Origin of the sequence: Paenibacillus sp. FSL M7-0420, from assembly GCF_038002345.1 — a bacterium.
GTDB lineage: Bacteria > Bacillota > Bacilli > Paenibacillales > Paenibacillaceae > Paenibacillus_AQ.
Genome location: NZ_JBBOCJ010000001.1, coordinates 264,710 through 283,789, shown reverse-complemented (window position 1 = coordinate 283,789; position 19,080 = coordinate 264,710). Strand labels below are relative to the sequence as shown.

The window sequence follows — 19,080 nt, the reverse complement described above, 5'->3', positions numbered from 1 at the left end:
CTTCAACCTGCGGCTTCAAACTATGGACATACTATACTTACTTAATTACTGGATCTGGAGGAATTGCTAATGAAAGCAGCCCAAGGTGTCCGGCTACTCCTGGTGGATGATGAGCCTCATATCCTTCAGTTCCTGGAGCTGGGCCTGATCAATGAAGGCTTTGAGGTACAGACCGCCGCAGATGGTGCTGAGGCGCTGGCAGCGGCGGCCGACTTCAAGCCGCATGTCGTTATTCTCGATGTGATGATGCCCGGCATGGACGGATTCGAGGTCTGCAGGTGCCTCCGTTCCGAGGAAGCGGAGGTGGCGATCATTATGCTGACCGCTAGGGATGAGGTAGACGACCGCGTCACGGGCCTGTCCCTGGGCGCAGATGATTACATGGTGAAGCCGTTCAGCTTCGAGGAGCTGCTGGCCCGGATTCAGGCCCGGCTGCGCAACCAGTTCCCCGGCCTGCTCGGCGAGGTCCGCTGCGGCCCCTTCCGGATTGACGGCCGCCGCAAAGAGATCCGCCATAAGGAGGAAGTGCTGGAGCTGTCTCCGACCGAATATGAGCTGCTGCAGTATCTGGTGATCAACCACGGACTGGTCCTGAGCAAGCCGATGATTCTGGACAAGGTGTGGGGCTATGACTTCGGCGGGGAGGAGAATATCGTGGAGGTCTATATCCGCTCCCTCCGGGAGAAGCTCGGCGATAAGGAACACCGGATCATCCGCACCCTGCGCGGGGCGGGGTACCGGGTGGATCTGGTATGACTGCCCGGACCCGTAGATTCACGGGCAGATTTCATGCTCCGCGTTCCCTGCGCAAGCAGTTGCTCGTCACCTCGCTGCTCATTCTCTCAGGATTGCTTATACTGATCGGCACACTCCAGTATGTACTCATGCGAAATTTCATATACAGCAACCGGGCGGAGGCGATGGAGACCCAGATACGCTCTGTGCCATTTGAAATCTTCAATAATGCAGGTAACAGACGGCCCGGGGGAGACCATCGTCCCCTGCTGCTGGACGCCCATACTACCCTCGCTATCTACAATCAGGATGGCGGCTTCATGGATTTGAAGGAAGAGACGCTGTCCGCTTCGCCTGCTCCGAGAATGAGCAATGAGGCCTATGACCAGCTGTTGAAGCTCCCCACGTTCAAGCCAAATGGGGACTACCGGCTCATTACCGCCGGGGATGGCAGCGAGCATCTGGCTGTCTTCATGAACCTCGGCAGACCGGGCGCTGCCCGGATGCTCCTGCAGATGACGGTGGAGACCGGACCGCTGAGGGATGTCATCCTGCAGCAGCTGCTTATCTTCGGCGCATTGTCGGTAGCGGCTCTGCTGGCCGGGCTGCTGCTGTATTTACCTACACTGCGCAAGACGCTGGTCCCCTTATCCAACATGGGGCATTCGGCCCAGATTATCGATGCCGGCAACCTGAATGTGCGGTTCCCGAAGGAGCAGGGCCAGCTTGAGATCGACCAGCTCTCCCAGTCCTTCAACGGCATGCTGGAGCGGCTGGAAATTTCGTTCAAGAATGAGCGGGAGGCGAAAGAGCAGATGCGCCGGTTCGCCGCCGATGCTTCCCATGAGCTGCGGACGCCGCTGACGTCCATCTACGGCTTCCTGGAGGTGCTGCTGCGCGGAGCTGCCGATAACCGGGAACAGCTCTACAGCGCGCTCAGCAGCATGCACGGTGAAGCCAAGCGGATCAACAAGCTGGTGGAGGACCTGCTTCTGCTCGCCCGGATGGACGGCGCACCCCGGCTGCGGGTCAAGCAGGTGCTGCTGGACGAGCTGATCGACGACATGCAGGCGCAGCTCCGGGTACTGGCCGGAGAACGGCAGGTTGTCTTCGACCTGGCCTGCGGCATCCGGTGCCTGGTTGATCCTGACCAGATCAGACAGGTCCTTCTTAATCTATTCCACAATGCGGTTCAGCATACCGATTCGGTCAAGGGCATCATCCATATATCTCTGCACGCCGGGGGAGAACTGGCAGAGCTGACCGTAAAGGATAACGGCTCCGGCATCTCTGCAGAGCATCTCCCGCATGTCTTCGACCGTTTCTACCGCAGCGATTCCTCCCGCACACGCAAATACGGCGGCTCCGGGCTTGGGTTATCGATTACGAGGTCCATTGCCGAAGCGCATCAGGGAGAGGTGACGGTATCCAGCACTCCGGGTGAGGGCGCTGCCTTCAAGGTCTCCCTTCCATGCCTGCGGGATTAGCCAATGAGCTGTAAATAGCGATATAATAGTTCCAGGCTATCAAAACTTAAGCGTATGCTTCCGAAGCGAGTTTTGCGAAGTGATTCCATGAGGTTTATGCTATCAAAACTTAAGCATATGCTTCCGAAGCGAGTTTTGCGAAGTGATTCCATGAGGTTTAGGCTATCAAAACTTTTAGGAGGGTATCTCATGTACGAAATCGCCATTATCGGCGCCGGTCCTGCCGGTGCAAGCGCCGCCCTGTTCGCTGCCAAGGCCGGCAAAAAAACACTGCTGATTGACAACGACAAAGGTATGACCCGCAGAGGCTGGTATGAGAATTATTACGGAATTAGCGAGATTGGCGGACCTGATCTTGTAGAAACCGGACATAAGCAGGCCGTGAAGTTCGGGGCCGAGCTGGTTGCCGGACAGGCGACCTCACTGGAAGCCAGCGGTGAGGGCTTCGTCATCGGGATGGAGAGCGGAGCTACTTATGAAGCTAAGCATGTCGTGCTGGCGACAGGTGTTCTGACAGATCTGGCTGCCGCAGCCGGGGTAACCACCGAGGAGGGTACGGAGCCAAGAATCAAGACGGTGATCGCCGCCACACCGGAAGGCAGAACCAACATCGACGGAATCTGGGCCGCCGGAACCGTTGCCGGAATGAGTGTCCACGCGATTATCACTGCCGGGGACGGCGCCAAGGTGGCCGTTAACATCATCAGTGAGCTGAACGGTGCACGGTATGTCGATCACGATTTGCTGAAGGCTTAGCAAATACAGCTGTTACATAAGAACCGCCTTTCCTTTTTGGAGGAGAGGCGGTTTTTTAATGTGGAAGGAATATGGTTATTTGTTGAGACTGGCGACTCTCTGCTCCTGCGCGTTCTGCTGCGGCCTGCCGCTGTAGAATTCCTGAACGATGTAGAGGGGGCGCCCCTTGGACTCATCATAGATCCGTCCGACATACTCACCCAGAATACCCAGCATGAGCAGCACGAACCCGTTGAAGGTCAAGGTGATCCCGATCATCGACGCCCAGCCCTTCACGGCCGCATCCGTAAAGAGCGCCAGATACAGTACATACATCAGGTACAGAAACCCGGATACGGACAGCAGTGCTCCAAGAACACCCGCCAGCTTCAGCGGCTTATAAGAGAAGGAGGTAATGCCGTCCAGCGACAGCTTCAGCATCCGTCTGAACGGATATTTGGTCTCTCCGGCCAGCCGCTCCTCCCGCTCGTATTCTATCGCCTTCTGGCGGAATCCGACCCAGCTGACCAGACCGCGCACGAAGCGGTTCTTCTCCGGCAGACGCTTCAGCTCATCGCAGACTCTGCGGTCCATCAGGCGGAAATCGCCGGTATCCACCGGAATGGAGATATCGGTCGAATAACGCAGCACCCGGTAAAATAAGCTGGCCGACCATTTTTTGAACAGGGACTCTCCGTTTCGCTTGATCCGCTTGGCATACACGACCTGGTAGCCTTGCTTCCACTCCGCAATCATCTCGGGAATCAGCTCGGGCGGGTCCTGGAGATCCGCGTCAATGATCACGACCGCATCACCCAGCGCATAATCCATACCTGCGGTAATAGCGACCTGATGCCCGAAATTGCGGGACAGATCGATCAGCTTCACACTTTCATCCCAATAGCTGTATTCCTCGATCATCTGCGCGCAGTTGTCCGTGCTGCCGTCATTGACGAAGATCAGCTCGTAGGGCTCGCCTGTTATGCCCATTACTTTTTTGATGCGCCGGTAGGTCTCCTGAATAACAGCCTCTTCATTGAACATCGGTATGATAATGGAATAGCGCACTTGAACACTCATGGGCAGCTCCTCCTCAAAAGTAGTAAGGAAGCGCGCCGGCAAAGGGCCGGATATACGCGCTTCCTGATCTCCTGCTCCCGCAGGTTAGTTCAGGGTGATCTCGTACAAGGTTCCGGCATTGCCGCTGTTCTGCGTCCCCTGCCAGTCTGCGGCCGGAACCTCCGTCCCGTTCGCGGTAATCCATTCCGTAATCTCCGAGCTGCCGCCGCCCCGCATCCCGCCCATGCCGCCGCTGGTGACCAGGAAGTACTTCACTTGCCCGCTCTCTACAAGCTCCTTCAGAGTGGCTGGGGTGTAGGGCGTATCTGATGCATTGAAGCCGTTCAGGATGACGACCTGCTCCCCTTCGTCGATGATATACGGGCCTGCCGTTCCATAATCCATCGCTGCGAACAGATATTTCTCGCCGGTATTATGCTCCTTGAGATAGGTCAGCAGAGACTCATTGATACCGGCAGCGTTGTTCCTTCCGCCCCCGCCCATGTTGGCTATGTTGGGCATGCCGCTCATATTGCCCATTGCACCCATCCCGAAGGAGCTGCCGCTATCCGGCCCTGCTGCTGGAGTCATGCTATTATTTCCATAGACAATCGGTGTAAATGCCCAGTAGAGCGGGCCAATCAGCAGCACCAGGAACCCTGTTACCGCAGCGGCATGTAACCAGGAGGGCTTATCGCGTACCACCTTCAGCAGCCGCAGAATGACCAGCAGTACCGTCATGGCAAGACCTGCTGCCAGAATACCGGTGGACCAGCCGCTGCCGATGGTATCGTCGTACGGACGGATAATGTACACCTCAAGTACCGTTGTAGCCAGCACCGCTGCGGGTAGCAGCCAGGACAGCCAGGCCTTCCGCTCCTTATAGTAGCTCCAGAGCTGAGACCAGCCTGTACCTGCCAGCGCCGCCACCGGCGGAGCCATCATAATCAGGTAATACTGGTGGAAGAAGCCTGCGATGCTGAAGAATCCCATGACCGGAACCAGCCAGGCCAGCCAGAAGATGGCTTCCTTATGCTGCCGGGTGAAGCTCCTGCGGCGCAAGCTGGCCAAGATCCCGATGCTGCCGAAGAGCACGAACGGCAGCAGCCAGCTCGCCTGGCCGGACAGCTCCTGCTGGAACAGCCGCAGCGGACCGGCGGTGCCGGTGTTGAACATGCCGCCGCCGTTCATCCCGCCGCGTCCGTTCGGGCCGCCGAACCCGCCGAATCCGCCTTCCGCTCCTTCTCCGCGCCGTCCGCCGTCCTGACCGCCCGGCACCATTCCGCCACCGCGTCCGTTCTGGCCTGGAGCAGTCCCGCCGCTGTCACGGCTCTGATTGTCCCCGGCGGCGGAATCACGGCCGTTCGTCGCCCCTTGCCCGTCTGCGCCCCCTTGTCCATCAGCTCCATCCATAGGCGGGAATTCACCGCCTAATTCCGGCATTTCCCCGTTCATTGCGGGCATGCCGCCGCCGAATCCGCCGCTCCCGGGTCCTCCAGTGCTGCGGTCACCGGTCAGACGGGACACACCGTTATAGCCAAAAGCCAGATTAAGCACAGAATTGGTGCCGCTGCTCCCGATGTAAGGCCGCTCATCTGCCGGAATGGAATCGACAATTACAGCCCAGGATAGAGACACTGCCAGCAGTACGGCAGTGCAGGCTGCAAGGGTGCCGGCCTTCTTTTTCCAGTTCACCTTGGCTGCCAGAAGATAGAATAGATAAAAGGCCGGAAGAACCATATAAGCCTGCAGCATCTTCTCATTGAAGGCGACACCGATGAGCCCGAAGGCGGCGAGCAGGCTGCCCGTCCGGTGGGTCCGGGTGCCTCGGAAGAGGAACCATGCCGCCAGCAGCAGCGTGAACACCAGCAGCGCATCAATATTGTTCGTCCGGCTTACCGCCGCTGCTACCGGGGTAGCCGCCATAACGAGCGCTGCAAGCCGTGCAGCCGCCTGTCCGAAGGCAGGCTTCACCAGCAGATAAATTAAGAGTACCGAGCCTATGCCGCCGAGCACCTGCGGCAGAATGACACTCCAGCCATGCAGGCCGAAGACCAGCGCGCTTAAGGTCTGCAGCCAGAAGGTTACCGGCGGCTTATCGACCGTTACAGACCCTGCTGAATCCAGGGAAGCGAAGAAGAAGTTATGGAAGCTCTGCAGCATGCTGCCCACTGCGGTTGTATAGTACGTATTGGCATATTGGTCATTCCAGATTCCGTATCCGTACAGGACGGCTGCCAGCAGCATAATCATTACCAGTACAACATCGGTACCCGGCCTCTTCAGTATTTTCATCGTTTGATCCACTCCGATTCGTTCATTTCTTAGGTGTATTATGGCATCCGTACCTTAACCGGCAATGAATGCCCGCTGAATGTTTGCTGAACGTGCCGGACACGCCAAATACCCCACCAAGAGATACATCCTGGTGGGGTATTTGGGAGAGCTGCTATTTCCTTTACGGCTTACGGGCCAGCGCTGCTACCTTGTTCAGGGTGTTCCAGTTGCGCGCGGTAAGCGCCGTTCCCAGCAGCTTGTCGAACGGCACCTTGAACAGCGGCGACTCGCTCACACTCACTTCATAGAAGGCATACAGCTCCCTGCCGAGCACCCGCACCTTATCGGCTCCATCCTCATAGGGACGGAGCTTCTCCAGTGCTTCAGCGGCTGGCTCCGCTGCCAGAAACGAGACGTACAGGCGCTTGTAGGCTTCCTGTTCACTCTGCGGGAACGGATTACCGGCGATGACCGCCTCCAGCTCCTCCAGAGAACGGATGATGACAGGCACCTCCAAGCCGAAGGTCTCCTGAATCTTCCCGCTAATCATCTCCGCCAGCCCGTCGCCTGTTAACGCTTCACTCTCAAATATAACATTGCCGCTCTGGATGTAGGTGCGTACATTCCTGAATGGAAGCGTTCCGAGCATGGCCTTCAGATCCTGCATTTTAATTACTTTGTTGCCGCCGACATTGATGCCGCGCAGCCATGCAATGTATGTATTCACCTGCATTCTGCCTCCTCTATACAGTCTGTTGCCCGCAGTGCTATGCCCTCAGGCGTCTGCGGATCTCGCGGACCAGCAGCTCCTTCTCGGGAACCGAAAGTCCCTCAACCAGCCGTGCGGCTGCTACCGGCAGTATCCACGGGTTAATATCAGCAAGCGTCAAGCCTGACAGCTTCAGATATCTGCGGAGATATTGCGCGGTCAGCCTTTTTCTGGCGAACCCCAGTAACACCTTAGCGAACACAGAAGCCTGCTCAGGCATGGCCCCGATACGGAACATGATTACTGACCGTGCCACATCCGCTGCAGGATTGCCGCGGACGCCGGTCATCCAGTCAATGACCCACAGCTTATCATCCATCAGGATATTATCCGGGTGGAAATCGCCATGGCATAGCTTCTCCCCGTCCGGCAGCCGGGCAAGCCGGGACAGAATCTGTGTCTTCTCCTCTGTCTCAAGCATCGGTGCGGCGATAATTTGCTGTTCCAGCCGCTTCTTCTGCGCCCCGGCTTCGCCCATGCCATCGAGCTGATGAAGGCTGTGATGCAGGCCGGCCATCTGCTTGAAGCCGCTGAAGTTCAGCCACGGCTTCCGGTTCATCTGCTGTAACAGAGTAGGACCGGCGATCTGCTGATACACAATTCCCGGTCTGCCCTCTACCACTACCCGCTCATGGGGCTGCGGAGTAGCAACACCTTGTTCATACACACACTTACTGAAACGATATTCTAAGTCCACATGCTCTTCCGGAACGTCATCGCGGTACAGCTTAAGAATCTTTCCTTCCCCGTACTCCAGCACTTCAGCCGATCTGCCTTGACCGATTACCTTCCCCTGCATATCAATGCCCTCCCGGCTAATCCAGACTGATCCGCGAGTAAATGCTCTCATCTCCCTTTATAGTGAATCGCGGAAAAACTCATGATAGAAATTAATAATAACCAGCAGCACAGCCAGCGATTCGTTGACACTGTCCACTTCCAGAGCGTGGTTGGCATCGTCAATCCTGTATACCCTTACCTGCTTCATGCTGCTAAGCTCGGCGGGATGCTGCCCGGTGAACATCGGGTCACTCCCGCCGTAAATCACACTGCCCCGGCTCTGCCGGATGAACGGAAGGCTCTCGGGAACAGGGGTAAGGAACAGATGCGAGACCTTCTCGCCCACTCCGGGCTCTGACGCCACCTTACCGGCAATAATCGTCCCCATACTCTTGCTGATGAACAAAAGCTGCTCGTAGTCGGGAAGTGAAGCAAGCGCAATCTTGCATTCCTCAGCAACAATATCAATCTCTTCGCGCTTGAAGGCCACTCTGGCAGCCTGGTAGCCGTATTCTAACAGCAGCAGGTCACAGCCGTATTCCCGGGCCAGCTTGCCCGCATAATCCAGCAGCGGCCGCTCGGCGGAATAATTCTGTCCCGGAAACACCACCGCCAGCACCTTGGAGCCTTGAGTAATAAGCTTATGTCTGACCTCTCTGCCCCAATGTGAGGACATTACAATGCTGGATACGCTCATCTATCATCCACGCCTTTCCTACCTGTTCTATGAGATTCTCTCTTGCCTCTCATTATAGCTAACTTCAGGACAGGTTGAAAATCGGACAGCCCCGCATGGGCGGGGCTAGGAGACGGCGCTTCTGCGTTTATGATCCTTCCGGCTGCTGCTCTGGAAGAGCCTGCTGCCTGCTGCTCCTTCTGCGGGCGAGAAACTCCGCTGTAAGCCACAGCAATACAGGGATAAGCACCTGGAACGGGAGTGCATATATCTTGTAAATATGATACGCGAAATACTCCATTTCCATAATATTGGAATAGATAAAATCCGACAGATAGACCATGATCAGCCCCATCTGAAGCACAACAGAACGGTAGCTCCCCAGCTTGAATACCTTCGCTATCCCGTTGCAGGTTACATACAGGCACAGACTGACCTTGACGAAGAGCGCCGTAACAAACACTATGGCCGCCGAGCCCTCGATCCGGGTAACGAAATCGCCGATATTAATCCGGCTGACCGCCACGTAAGAGGGGAAGTACAGACCGGACAGAATATCAGGGCCAAGTATCAGCAGGTTACGCAGCGTGATCATAATAATGATCCCCCCTGCAATCAATGTGCTGCTGACCAGCACCCGCTTGGCAGAGCCCTTGGCCGGAATGGCGCTGAATGCGCCCAGAAAGACCACAATCTCGGCAAAGGGGAAGGTGAACGAGCCTGCTGTATCTGCAAGAATAAGTTCAAACCTTGTATTGAGTAGCGGCTTCAGATGATGGTATTCAAACTTGGGCACTGAGAGCAATTGCAGGGTTACAATCACAATTAGCGAGAATAACAGGAGAAACTTAGCACTTCTTCCAAGCACCTCTATCCCGGCGTGGACGACCCAGATACAGAGCAGGCCAATCATAAGCATGGGTGCGAGCATCGGAGTTGCGGTTAAGGCTACGGTCTTGCTGAACTCCCCGAAATTGCGCAGCACCAGCGCTCCCAGATGCAAAGCATACCAGATATACAGACAGGAAAGCATCCGTCCCAGGACGGAGCCGAACACTGCAATCAGCATGTCAAACAGATCCTTGCCCGGAAACAGGACATGGAGTCTCGCATAGACGAGCATAAGCGGAACGGCCAGCAAAATCGCCAAGAGTTGGGCAATCCAGCTGCTGTTGCCGGACTGTGACGAAGTTCCCAGGAACAGGGAAGCGCCGGTGACAAATAATATAGCGATGCTGATGGACTGTCCAGCCGGAATAGTCTCTTTGCTCACACTCTCCTCCTCCTTCAGCGGTGCGCTCTAATATAGCTTTTTCACCCATTCCACAAACAGCGGGGACGGACTGGGAATCTCCCAGCGCATCGACAGTGCGAAGGCCAGCCCGAAGGAGATCAGGTACAGGGCGGAGCAGACCAGGAAATCCCGCTTCATTCCCTTCTTCCGCAGCCCATATGGATCAATTACAGCGATCAATGCGTAGATCAATATCACGTAAATGAACATACTTAATCCCCCAGCCGGATGGCCCGCGAAGTCTTGGCACTGCTCTGTATCGTCACCTTGGACTTGACGCTCACTTCAAGACCGGCAAAGACCTCAGGCCAGTGGTCCTTCACTTTGGCCCAGAGCTTAGGCTGGTTCTCGTACAAGCTCTCGCCAAAGCCCAAAATATCAGCCTCATATTGCTGCTGCAACTTATGAATTAACGCCAGAATATCCGCCTGCAGCTGCTCAGCTGCCCTTTGCTCGATATCCTGAATCGTCTCATCCTTCAGGAATCCCTCCGGGGTCATGACCTCATCCAACCCTGTCTTCGTTACAGTACGAACCTGTATCCGGAGCCTGCCATCCACCATTTCGTGCTTCAGCTTGGTATGATTGGAGATAATCTCCAGGGAATACGCCGGATTCCCCCGCTTATCATCCACTGCCAGCACCCCTCCCTGCAGGATATTTTTGATTATAAGCATCGTCTTCGTCTCATCGCCGCTCAGTTTGCCCATCATCCGGTCCTTCACAAATACGGCGGTACCTGCCACCCTTTCGCTCTGCTCACCATTTTTCCGGTGAATATGAATGATTGGGGCCGTCGCATTAATCCCTGAAGTCTCCAGCTTATCGATGAAATCCCATATCTCCACCGCCGGGGCGTTGTTCGTATACTTCTCATCACGCATCATCTGGGCCAATTCAAAGGACAGGATTGCTTCCGTGGTGCTTTTCATATTCAGGATCTCACGGGCCGTCTTCTCTCCAGACACGAAGATGAACACATCCGAGCGGGTCTCCGTGTCCCGGCTGTACCAGTCAATGACTTTGACTAGCCCCTCTCTGGCGGCTTCCTCACTGATGATTATGGCCTTCGCATGACTCCAGAAAAGCTTCTTGCCGGTCATAGAGATCATATTGCGGACGATTTCAAACATCGTATTCCCGCTGAGGCTGACCATCTTGTAGCCCGCCTGAGCCTTGTCCGCCGACCCGCCTGTATCCACAATCTCTGCTGTGAGCAGCAGCTTCCCATCCTCATTCTTATCAATGGCCACTCCGGCTACAATCGCCATATCATCCACCTCGGCATAATTCCAGCAGCCGGTGAGTCCCAGGCTCAGCAGCAGCAACAGTGAGATAAGAGAGGTACACCCTCTCGGCAGAGATCTCATGACCGCTTGGCCGGTCTCTTGGACGGCTTCCTTCTCCGGTTGCGCATGCCAATCATCGCAGGCCGCAAATTCATATCCCACCAGGGCGCGCGGATGGTTGTATCCTTAATATCCTGGGGGCGGATCGAGCCTACCCCAAGCATGTAAGAGACGCCGAAGGAGCGCAGGCTCATCAGATGAATGACCAGACCAAGCAGACCGAAGAAATATCCGTAGAGGCCCAGGAAGAAGGTGCTGCCCAGCAGTGCCAGTCTGGCGATGATCAGCGGCCCGGTCAGCCTTGGATTCAGCAGCGTCGTTATCCCTGTCAATCCCACCACAATGACCATCGGCGCACTGACAATCCGCGCATCTACGGCAGCCTGGCCCAGCACCAGCGCCCCGACGATGCTTACAGCCTGGCCAATCGATGTCGGTATCCGTGCCCCCGCTTCCCGCAGCACCTCGAAGATGGTCAGCATAAGCAGCGCTTCAACTATGGTTGGAAAAGGCACCGATTGCCTGGCAGTCGCAATACTAAGCAGCAGCAGGGTGGGAACCATCTCCTGGGCATAGGTTACAAGGGCAATATAACCGGCCGGGATACTGATCGACATGAAGGCTCCCAACACTCTAAGCACACGGTTAAACGATGCAAAATAATAGTTGATATAATAATCCTCACTGGCCTGGAAGTTCTCAACGAATACATAAGGAACGGTCAGCGCAAAAGGGGTGCCTTCGACGAGGACCGCAACCCGGCCCTCCATGATTTTGCTCACGAGTGTGTCCGGCCGTTCGGTACTTCCAACGGTTTCAAACGGAGAGTAGGGCTCGTCACGGATCAGCTCGGACAGATAACCTGTGTCCAGAATAAGATCAATTTCTACCTTCTCCAGCCTGTCATACAGCTCCTTAATAATATCGGGAGAGGCCAGACTTCCCATATAACAGATACAGGTCTGCGTCTTGCTGCGTGTTCCGATTTCCATGAATTCGATTTTCAGATCCGGGTCCCGCACCCTGCGGCGGATCAGGGTCAGATTCACAAGCAGCGATTCGGTGAAGCCCTCACGGGGGCCACGCACCGTTTTTTCCGTAGTAGGCTCTTCTATCGCTCTGGAGTCCCAGCCCTGAACATTGATGATAAGCCCTCCGGCATAGCCTTCCAGCAGCAGCACCGCCTTCCCGCTGACGATCGCCCCTATCAGTCCATCCAACTCCTCGGAGACCATGACATCCGGGGTATCAATGACAGTCATCCGGATTCTCTCCATTAGGGCTGCAGGGTCCCGGTGCTCTTGTTCTGCGGGCTGGTAAGCGAGTATCGGCTTGATGATCCCCGTCTGAATCAGATTCCGGTCCACCATTCCATCGACATAGATTAATCCGCAGCGGACGGGAGCACCCTGACTGTTCTCTATGATCCTTACTCTCAGTGTCCCGTCGTTATTGAAAATCTTCCGCAGCCGTTCCACCGTCTCCTCCAGCGAAGGGCTTAGCGGAGGATGCGCGGACAGGGTACCGGCAGCTTCACTATTCAGTGCAGAATGCTTGTTCTTCACTGCTATCACTCCTGTCAGAGATCTATTGCTCTGATTATCCCCCGTCTCTCTGACTCCTATTCGCCAGAATTTACTGCATGGGAGAGGCAGAAGCCACCCGGCCCTTGAACGGCACAGCAAATAAGCCCGCTCTGTAACAGAGGGGCAGGCTGGACCAAGCTTCGTATGATATCGTCAGCCGCTGCTCCACTAAGGCAAATGCTCCTTGCAGCAGCCGCTTTATGTTATGGTTAGTACAGTTAGAAAACAGCGGTGGGACTGTTACAGACAGAGAAAGGTAAAAGGAGCACGTAAAATGACACCATTCACGCGAAAAGTTATTCTCATTATTCAGTCGATCCCGGAAGGCTCCGTCATGACCTACGGCGGGATTGCCCGGGCGGCCGGAAGTCCCCGGGCGGCCCGGCAGGTCGTGCGCATTCTGCATTCCATGAGCAGGAAGTACAAGCTGCCGTGGCACAGGGTCATCAACGCCAAAGGAATGATCTCGCTCACCGAAGACGAATCCGCATCCCTACAGCAGCTATATTTAACCGGAGAGGGCGTTATTTTCGATGAACGGGGCGTGGTTGACCTGGAGCGTTACCAGTATGTTCCGGCTCCGGAGCTGGAGATGGACCTGGAGCTTCCGCCTGAACCCGGCGATGAGGAGGACACTTAACCTGTCTTCCTCCGGCCCTCGGAATAACTCCTGCGGCCCCCGCCCGCCAGCCCGTTCAGCAGGCAATACATCGTGGCATAAATCACCAGCAGCACAAAGGCGACGAACAGGCTGAAGAACACTGACTGCCGGTTCAGACTGTCCATGACCAGCCGGTAGAGCTGATGGCGGTCCGTCAGCACATCCCAGCTGTTCAGCCGGTAGACTCTGCCGAGCAGGACGCCGTAGCCGCCCATGACACAGGCGAACAGGACGAAGACCCATGAGAGCAGCATGTTGCTTTTCCGGTAGATCACGTGCTGGAACTGGTACAGGGAGAAGAATCCGGTCAGCCAGCCGCTCCAGGTGAACAGGAGGAGGGTGGTCAGATCATACCAGTACCGGTTCTGGATCGTTCCGCCGACGATATACTTGCTTTTGCGGACAGTCAGATGGATCAGATCCGTCATAATATAAGGCGCATTCGGAAAAAACAGCAGCCAGGCTACGCCCAGCGGCAAAATCAGCAGCCCCCCGATCTTCCGCTTATCCAGCTCATGCGCGGCCATGGAGAAGAAGAACGGCACCCAGGCCAGAAACAGATTCCAGAGCAGAAAGGCATAGAACGTATCCGTCTGCAGCGAAACAACGCGGTATACAGCAAGTGTTGCCGCCGTCATAGCAGCCAGAAGGATGAAGACCTTGGTGTAATTCAGTTCTTTCATGAAGGATAATCCCCTTACCTTGATATAGTCCATTTATGTAATTGTACAAATATGGGGCTGGATAGTCCAATATCGGGGGCTGTACCCTCACGCTTTGCATTGTGGTCGGTTTTGGTTTTTCACATACATTTGGCCTATGCGCCACCTCCTGGCCTATGCGCCACCTCCGCCTAACTCTGCCACTCCTGAGACTTTTCTCTCTCTCTCACCAGCCGCTTGTATGAAGCAGCAATGTTGCACATTATGCAGGATTTATCTATAAATGTTACTGGCTAGGAAGCAATGTTGCATAATTTGCAGGATTTCCGGTAGTTAGAGCAAGTTAGCGCCGGAGATGTTGCATTTTGTGCAGGATTTCAGCATAAGCCGCTTCTATTGGGTAGCATTGTTGCATTTTGTGCAGGATTTATCTATAAATGTTACTGGCCCTTACCCCAAAAATAAAAAAGCAGCGCCACCCCGAAGGGAAACACTGCTTGTGTATGATTTACCCTAGCTGCAACTGCTGCCTGCGGACCGGCAGCCAAGGTTGCCTTGTACCCGCATTGGCCCTGCAGCGCGCAGGTTATACTTATACCCCGCCGCTCAGCTTGCGGGCCACCGCCGGAGTGCGCCCCTTGAAGGCAGCGCTGCGCGATGAGGATTCCTCCAGCCCCGAGAGGGCGCTGCATTCTCTGAAGGCCGCATGTTCGCAGCCCCGGCAACGGCTGGGATTCACGCTTCCCAGCGCATCATTGATCGCTTCGCCGGTATGATCATAGAACTGGGCTGCCCCAATCCGGTCATACAGTCCTGTCTTCTTCAGCAGCTCCAGCGGCTGGCTCTGGATGCCTGAGATCATCAGCCTGCCGCCAGCGTTCTGCAGCTCCTTCACCAGCGCAGCCAGATTGGCCTCGCCTGTCGTATCCATCAGCGGCACCTTGCCCATGCGCAGCAGGATAAGCTTAGGCTGATCCGGGCCGAGCTCGGGCATGGTGTGGTCGAAGCGGTAGGCAGCGCCGAAGAACAGAGGTCCCTCCACATTGTAGATTCCGATCTGCGGACAGTCGTGGCTCTCGGTTACCATATGGGCCTCGACCTTGACGGAAGACGGGTCAGGCAGCACCTTGGAGATTCTATGCACCTCACCCATACGCTTGACGAAGAGGACAACGGCCAGGATCAGCCCCACCTCTACCGCCACGGTCAGATCAGCGAATACCGTCAGCAGGAAGGTAATCGCCAGCACCAGTGAATCCCCGGTCTTCAGCTTCAGCAGGTGGAGAAATTCCTTGCGTTCACTCATATTCCAGGCTACGACCATCAGAATCGGGGCCATCGCTGCCAGCGGAATGCTGGAGGCGTACGGGGCGAACAGCAGCAGGATCAGGAACACCACCACACCGTGAATGATCCCGGAGAGCGGAGAAGCGGCACCGCTGCGGATATTGGTGGCGGTTCTGGCAATCGCACCGGTAGCCGGTATCCCGCCGAAGAGCGGCGCGGCGATATTGGCGACCCCCTGGCCGATCAGCTCACGGTTGCTGTCATGGCGGCTGCCCGACATGCCGTCGGCCACGACTGCGGAGAGCAGCGACTCAATGGCTCCCAGCAGCGCAATGACAAAAGCCGGACGGATCAGCAGCTTGATCTTCTCCCACGTAATGACCGGGAAGTGAAAGCTGGGGAGTGTATTCGGGATATCTCCGTAGGCAGAGCCGATGGTCGTCACCTTGCCGCTGAAGAACAGGGCTGCGATAACCGTGGCACACAACAGTCCAATTAGAGAACCCGGCACCTTCGGGGCAAACCGCAACCCCAGCACCACTACGGCGAGACATACCCCCGCAGTCAGAATACTGTACAGATTGATTGTGGAGAGATGCGCCCCGATCTCCTTCATATTGTCGATGAAGCTCTCATGCCGCTTCATATCCCTCAGGCCAAGGAAGTTCGCAATCTGCCCGCTGAAGATAATAACGGCAATCCCGGCCGTAAAACCAATGGTCACCGGCTTCGGAATGAACTTAATCAATACCCCAAGCCGCAGAACACCCATCAAGACAAGAATCACCCCGGCCATCATTCCGGCAATCAGCAGATTCTCATACCCGTACTGCATGGCAATAGCGAACAAAATAGGAATGAATGCACCCGTAGGCCCGCCAATCTGAAACCTGGACCCGCCAAATAAGGAAATCAGTATGCCGGCCACAATAGTTGTATAGATTCCGTACTCCGGCTTCACACCGGAAGCAATAGCAAATGCCATCCCAAGCGGGATGGCAATAACGCCGACGATTGTCCCTGAAATGATATCCTTGCGCAGCGAAGCAATGTTATAGCCTTTGAAACGGCCCCACCCTGTCATCCTCTAACCTTCTTTTCTCTGAATATCTGATTATTTGAATATAATACCCACATTACTCCTGCCCGCTGCTCTTGTCAACGGGGTAATCCGCCCCCGGAGGCCGGGGTTATTCGCTGCGGATGCCTTCAAGCAGGGAAATGGTACTCACCAGATGATTGTCGAAGATCTGTCTGGCTACAGCCAGAAGCTCCTTAATCAGAGGATCACGGAGGGCATAGATGACAGTGGTCCCTTCCTTGACGCTGGTGACCACATTTTTGGCCCTGAGGACGGCCAGCTGCTGGGATACCGCAGAGCCTTCCGAACCCAGGATCGCCTGCAGCTCGTTCACATTCTTCTCGCCTTCGCTAAGCAGCTCCAGAATCCGAATCCGCATCGGGTGAGCCAGCGCCTTGAAGAATTCCGTCTTAAATTGTTGAATATCGCTGTTCATCAGACTTCTGCTCCTTATGCTGTTACTTGTTTCAATCTATATTATATTAGCTCATTTGCCTGAAGGTGGCTATGCCGGGGCAGGAAATAGTTCGTCCGCCGGGGGCCCTGCGGCCCCTAGAGATTCACCGGATACAGCCTGGCTTCACGGGTCCTCAGCTCGACGAAGCCGCCCAGTGCCATCGGTTCGCCCAGGCATTCGAACATGATCAGGTCGCTACCGATCCGCAGATAACCCGTGCCGTCCTCCTCTATATTTTCCAGCACGCCTGTCAGGATGACCGTATCCCCTTCGATACGCAGGCCAAAGGCACCGCCGGGAGCAGGCACAATATCGACCCAGCTCATGAACAGCGCCGGCAGCTCCCATTCTGCCACCCATTCCTCACCCGGCTGAACAGGCGGTCCGCACCAGATGGCTCTGGCTTCCCCCCATTCCGCTGCCGCGAATCTGATTTCTCCGGTCCGGGGACCTTGTCCAAGAATGTGTATGTTCATCTTCATTAGCTCCATCTTCGTTCATTGGTATAACGTCATTATACATGACCGGGCGCCGGAGAGGATATCAGGTGTAATTCTGTGTTGCTTTGTTCAGATAGGTGCTGGGATGCAGCCAAGGATGCTTGAAGAACTCGTGTTTGCCGGTGATCTGGCGCGATACGCTGAGGTCATAATCAATCATGTGCTTCACTTTCTCGGCGAGGCTTCTGCCCTTCACCAGCAGGCCCAGCTCGTAATCATGGCAGGCACTCCGTTCATTAATATTATAAGAGCCGTGAAATACCGCCTGCGCTCTGTGGTCGTAGATGATTTTCCAGTGGGAGAAGCGTTCAGTCGCACTATAATCATAGAAGGATACGCCGTTACAAAAGGGAACGTACATGTTGCTGCGCACCGCCGCCCGGTTTGTCGGATGATCATTAACCTCCAGCGGATTGCAGATGGTGAGATGGCAGGCGCGCTCCGGCCCCACTTCACCCAGCCGGTCCCAGAAGGCCTGATCGATCAGATACGGATTCACAATAAGAGTCTCATCGGCCGCATAGGTGATCACATCCAGAATATATTGCTGAATCAGATTCACCGGGTTGCCGGGAAAGCTCGCGAAGAGCGTACACTCCTCCTCCCCAAATGCATAGTCCACCACAGGACGATAGAAGGTTGACGCCAGGTCAAAGTGATCTCCCCCGAGCAGCAGCCACCTGGAGTGAAAAACAGCGTTCAGCGACTGGGCCACAGCCCCCTGAATCCTGAAGCAGCCGTCATGCCATTCCTCTTCCCTGGCGGGGATACCGAGCGGACGTCCATCTACCTGCTGATCCGGGGCTTCCTGAATGGGGGTGGCAAACGTATACTGGTCCCCGATATTCAGACTGCCGATAATGGAAGTTATTCCGTCTACAATCATGAATTTGCGGTGGTCAATCACATTCAGCCCGGTCACCTCCACATCCTCCTGAACCTTATCCTGCAGAAAAAGGATGCTCTCAGGCACGCCCTGTGACTTCAGCACTTTGCGCTTCGCAGCCCATTCCTCTGCACCGTAATAGGAGTGGAAGGTATCCAGCAGTTTTGCACCTGCCTGCTCCAGACGCCCGGCAATCTTGGAGAATTGCCCCACCTCCAGGTTCTGGCCGTATCCGAGCGCAGTGACCGTATAATTCACCATGATTCTAACCTCTACTCCGCGTTCAAGTGCATGAAGCAGCCCACTAGCGATAAGGTTCCCTGAATGGTCATTGAAGAACAGCATCACGGACAGATGAATGTAACGCTCAGCCTTGCCGATCTCGCCGAGCAGCATGTCCAGACATTGTGGTCCGTTCACATAAGGATCTACCCGGTTATGCCGGGTGGTCTGCGGGGCCAGAGCTCTGAGCTTACCGGAATCGAGTCCTGCTACTGTATCCGCGAGCTGATTAAGCCATTCCTGGCTTATACCCGGCAGCTGTTCGAGCTGCTGCATATCCGTTATGACGCCCCCGCACTCCTGACGGTAAGCGCGCACGGTATCACTTTGCAAAAGAGGGGCAAACGCCGGCTCCGCCTCCTCCGCACCTTCGGTGAGTGACGCCAGGGAGCGGCCCGAAATATGATAATTCACGTAATCTATGAGATCCTGCTGAAGCTGCCCGTCCTGCCCGGCAGCAGCAGGGATTGAGGTTAACCGGTGATTGGTATGTAGATTAGTCATGCTGTCTTCATCT

Annotated in this window: 18 protein-coding genes; 4 read left to right on the top strand and 14 right to left on the bottom strand. The window is 55.5% G+C overall.

From position 1 onward, the window contains the following. Positions 1 to 69: 69 nt before the first annotated feature. The 3 genes from MKX51_RS01265 (at position 70) to MKX51_RS01255 (ending at position 2,978) form a co-directional block, all read left to right on the top strand. Positions 70 to 756, top strand: coding sequence for a response regulator transcription factor (locus MKX51_RS01265; protein WP_340990910.1), 687 nt, complete (start codon positions 70 to 72; stop codon positions 754 to 756). Further along, positions 753 to 2,222, top strand: a complete 1,470-nt coding sequence (locus MKX51_RS01260; RefSeq protein WP_340990909.1) for a sensor histidine kinase — start codon at positions 753 to 755, stop codon at positions 2,220 to 2,222. Before MKX51_RS01265 ends, MKX51_RS01260 begins: the two co-directional genes overlap by 4 nt. A gap of 189 nt (positions 2,223 to 2,411) precedes the next feature. Further along, positions 2,412 to 2,978 (top strand): FAD-dependent oxidoreductase, encoded by a 567-nt coding sequence (locus MKX51_RS01255; protein WP_340990908.1) that lies wholly within the window; start codon positions 2,412 to 2,414, stop codon positions 2,976 to 2,978. 75 nt (positions 2,979 to 3,053) lie between these two features. On the opposite strand, the gene MKX51_RS01250 is transcribed toward MKX51_RS01255, so the two are convergent. The 9 genes from MKX51_RS01250 to MKX51_RS01210 form a co-directional block, all read right to left on the bottom strand. Next, positions 3,054 to 4,037 (bottom strand): glycosyltransferase family 2 protein, encoded by a 984-nt coding sequence (locus MKX51_RS01250; RefSeq protein ID WP_340990907.1) that lies wholly within the window; start codon positions 4,035 to 4,037, stop codon positions 3,054 to 3,056. A gap of 84 nt (positions 4,038 to 4,121) precedes the next feature. Then, complete coding sequence (locus MKX51_RS01245) at positions 4,122 to 6,311, bottom strand: ArnT family glycosyltransferase (RefSeq protein ID WP_340990906.1); 2,190 nt, start codon at positions 6,309 to 6,311, stop codon at positions 4,122 to 4,124. 163 nt (positions 6,312 to 6,474) lie between these two features. Next, a complete protein-coding gene (locus MKX51_RS01240; protein ID WP_340990905.1) occupies positions 6,475 to 7,020 on the bottom strand; it encodes a DUF1697 domain-containing protein in 546 nt (181 codons plus the stop codon). Positions 7,021 to 7,060: 40 nt separating this feature from the next. After that, positions 7,061 to 7,861, bottom strand: coding sequence for a phosphotransferase family protein (locus MKX51_RS01235; protein ID WP_340990904.1), 801 nt, complete (start codon positions 7,859 to 7,861; stop codon positions 7,061 to 7,063). 57 nt (positions 7,862 to 7,918) lie between these two features. Continuing rightward, on the bottom strand, positions 7,919 to 8,539 hold the full coding sequence (locus tag MKX51_RS01230) for a hypothetical protein (RefSeq protein WP_340990903.1): 621 nt from the start codon (positions 8,537 to 8,539) through the stop codon (positions 7,919 to 7,921). Between the two features lie 127 nt (positions 8,540 to 8,666). Continuing rightward, positions 8,667 to 9,791 carry a GerAB/ArcD/ProY family transporter gene (locus MKX51_RS01225; protein ID WP_340944886.1) on the bottom strand — a complete coding sequence of 375 codons (1,125 nt, stop codon included), beginning with the start codon at positions 9,789 to 9,791 and terminating at the stop codon, positions 8,667 to 8,669. A 27-nt stretch (positions 9,792 to 9,818) separates the two neighbouring features. Then, entirely contained in the window at positions 9,819 to 10,022 is a 204-nt protein-coding gene (locus tag MKX51_RS01220) for a hypothetical protein (RefSeq protein WP_076083870.1), read from the bottom strand. Between the two features lie 2 nt (positions 10,023 to 10,024). After that, complete coding sequence (locus MKX51_RS01215) at positions 10,025 to 11,182, bottom strand: Ger(x)C family spore germination protein (RefSeq protein WP_340990902.1); 1,158 nt, start codon at positions 11,180 to 11,182, stop codon at positions 10,025 to 10,027. Beyond that, positions 11,179 to 12,726 (bottom strand): spore germination protein, encoded by a 1,548-nt coding sequence (locus MKX51_RS01210; protein ID WP_340990901.1) that lies wholly within the window; start codon positions 12,724 to 12,726, stop codon positions 11,179 to 11,181. The genes MKX51_RS01215 and MKX51_RS01210 overlap by 4 nt, the downstream gene beginning before the upstream one ends. 295 nt (positions 12,727 to 13,021) lie before the next feature. Between MKX51_RS01210 and MKX51_RS01205 the strand changes: the two genes are divergently transcribed. Further along, a complete protein-coding gene (locus tag MKX51_RS01205; protein ID WP_340990900.1) occupies positions 13,022 to 13,387 on the top strand; it encodes an MGMT family protein in 366 nt (121 codons plus the stop codon). On the opposite strand, the gene MKX51_RS01200 is transcribed toward MKX51_RS01205, so the two are convergent. The 5 genes from MKX51_RS01200 to MKX51_RS01180 all read right to left on the bottom strand — a co-directional run bounded on the left by MKX51_RS01200 (position 13,384) and on the right by MKX51_RS01180 (position 19,067). Next, positions 13,384 to 14,091, bottom strand: a complete 708-nt coding sequence (locus MKX51_RS01200) for a DUF1361 domain-containing protein (RefSeq protein WP_340944893.1) — start codon at positions 14,089 to 14,091, stop codon at positions 13,384 to 13,386. The genes MKX51_RS01205 and MKX51_RS01200 overlap by 4 nt on opposite strands. A gap of 571 nt (positions 14,092 to 14,662) precedes the next feature. Continuing rightward, positions 14,663 to 16,441, bottom strand: coding sequence for a SulP family inorganic anion transporter (locus tag MKX51_RS01195; protein ID WP_340944895.1), 1,779 nt, complete (start codon positions 16,439 to 16,441; stop codon positions 14,663 to 14,665). A gap of 106 nt (positions 16,442 to 16,547) precedes the next feature. Beyond that, positions 16,548 to 16,874, bottom strand: coding sequence for an ArsR/SmtB family transcription factor (locus tag MKX51_RS01190; protein WP_036700195.1), 327 nt, complete (start codon positions 16,872 to 16,874; stop codon positions 16,548 to 16,550). A gap of 116 nt (positions 16,875 to 16,990) precedes the next feature. After that, positions 16,991 to 17,371: a hypothetical protein gene (locus tag MKX51_RS01185; protein WP_340944898.1), complete on the bottom strand. Its 381-nt coding sequence runs from the start codon at positions 17,369 to 17,371 to the stop codon at positions 16,991 to 16,993. Between the two features lie 67 nt (positions 17,372 to 17,438). Further along, positions 17,439 to 19,067 (bottom strand): phospholipase D-like domain-containing protein, encoded by a 1,629-nt coding sequence (locus MKX51_RS01180; RefSeq protein WP_340990899.1) that lies wholly within the window; start codon positions 19,065 to 19,067, stop codon positions 17,439 to 17,441. Positions 19,068 to 19,080 lie beyond the last annotated feature (13 nt).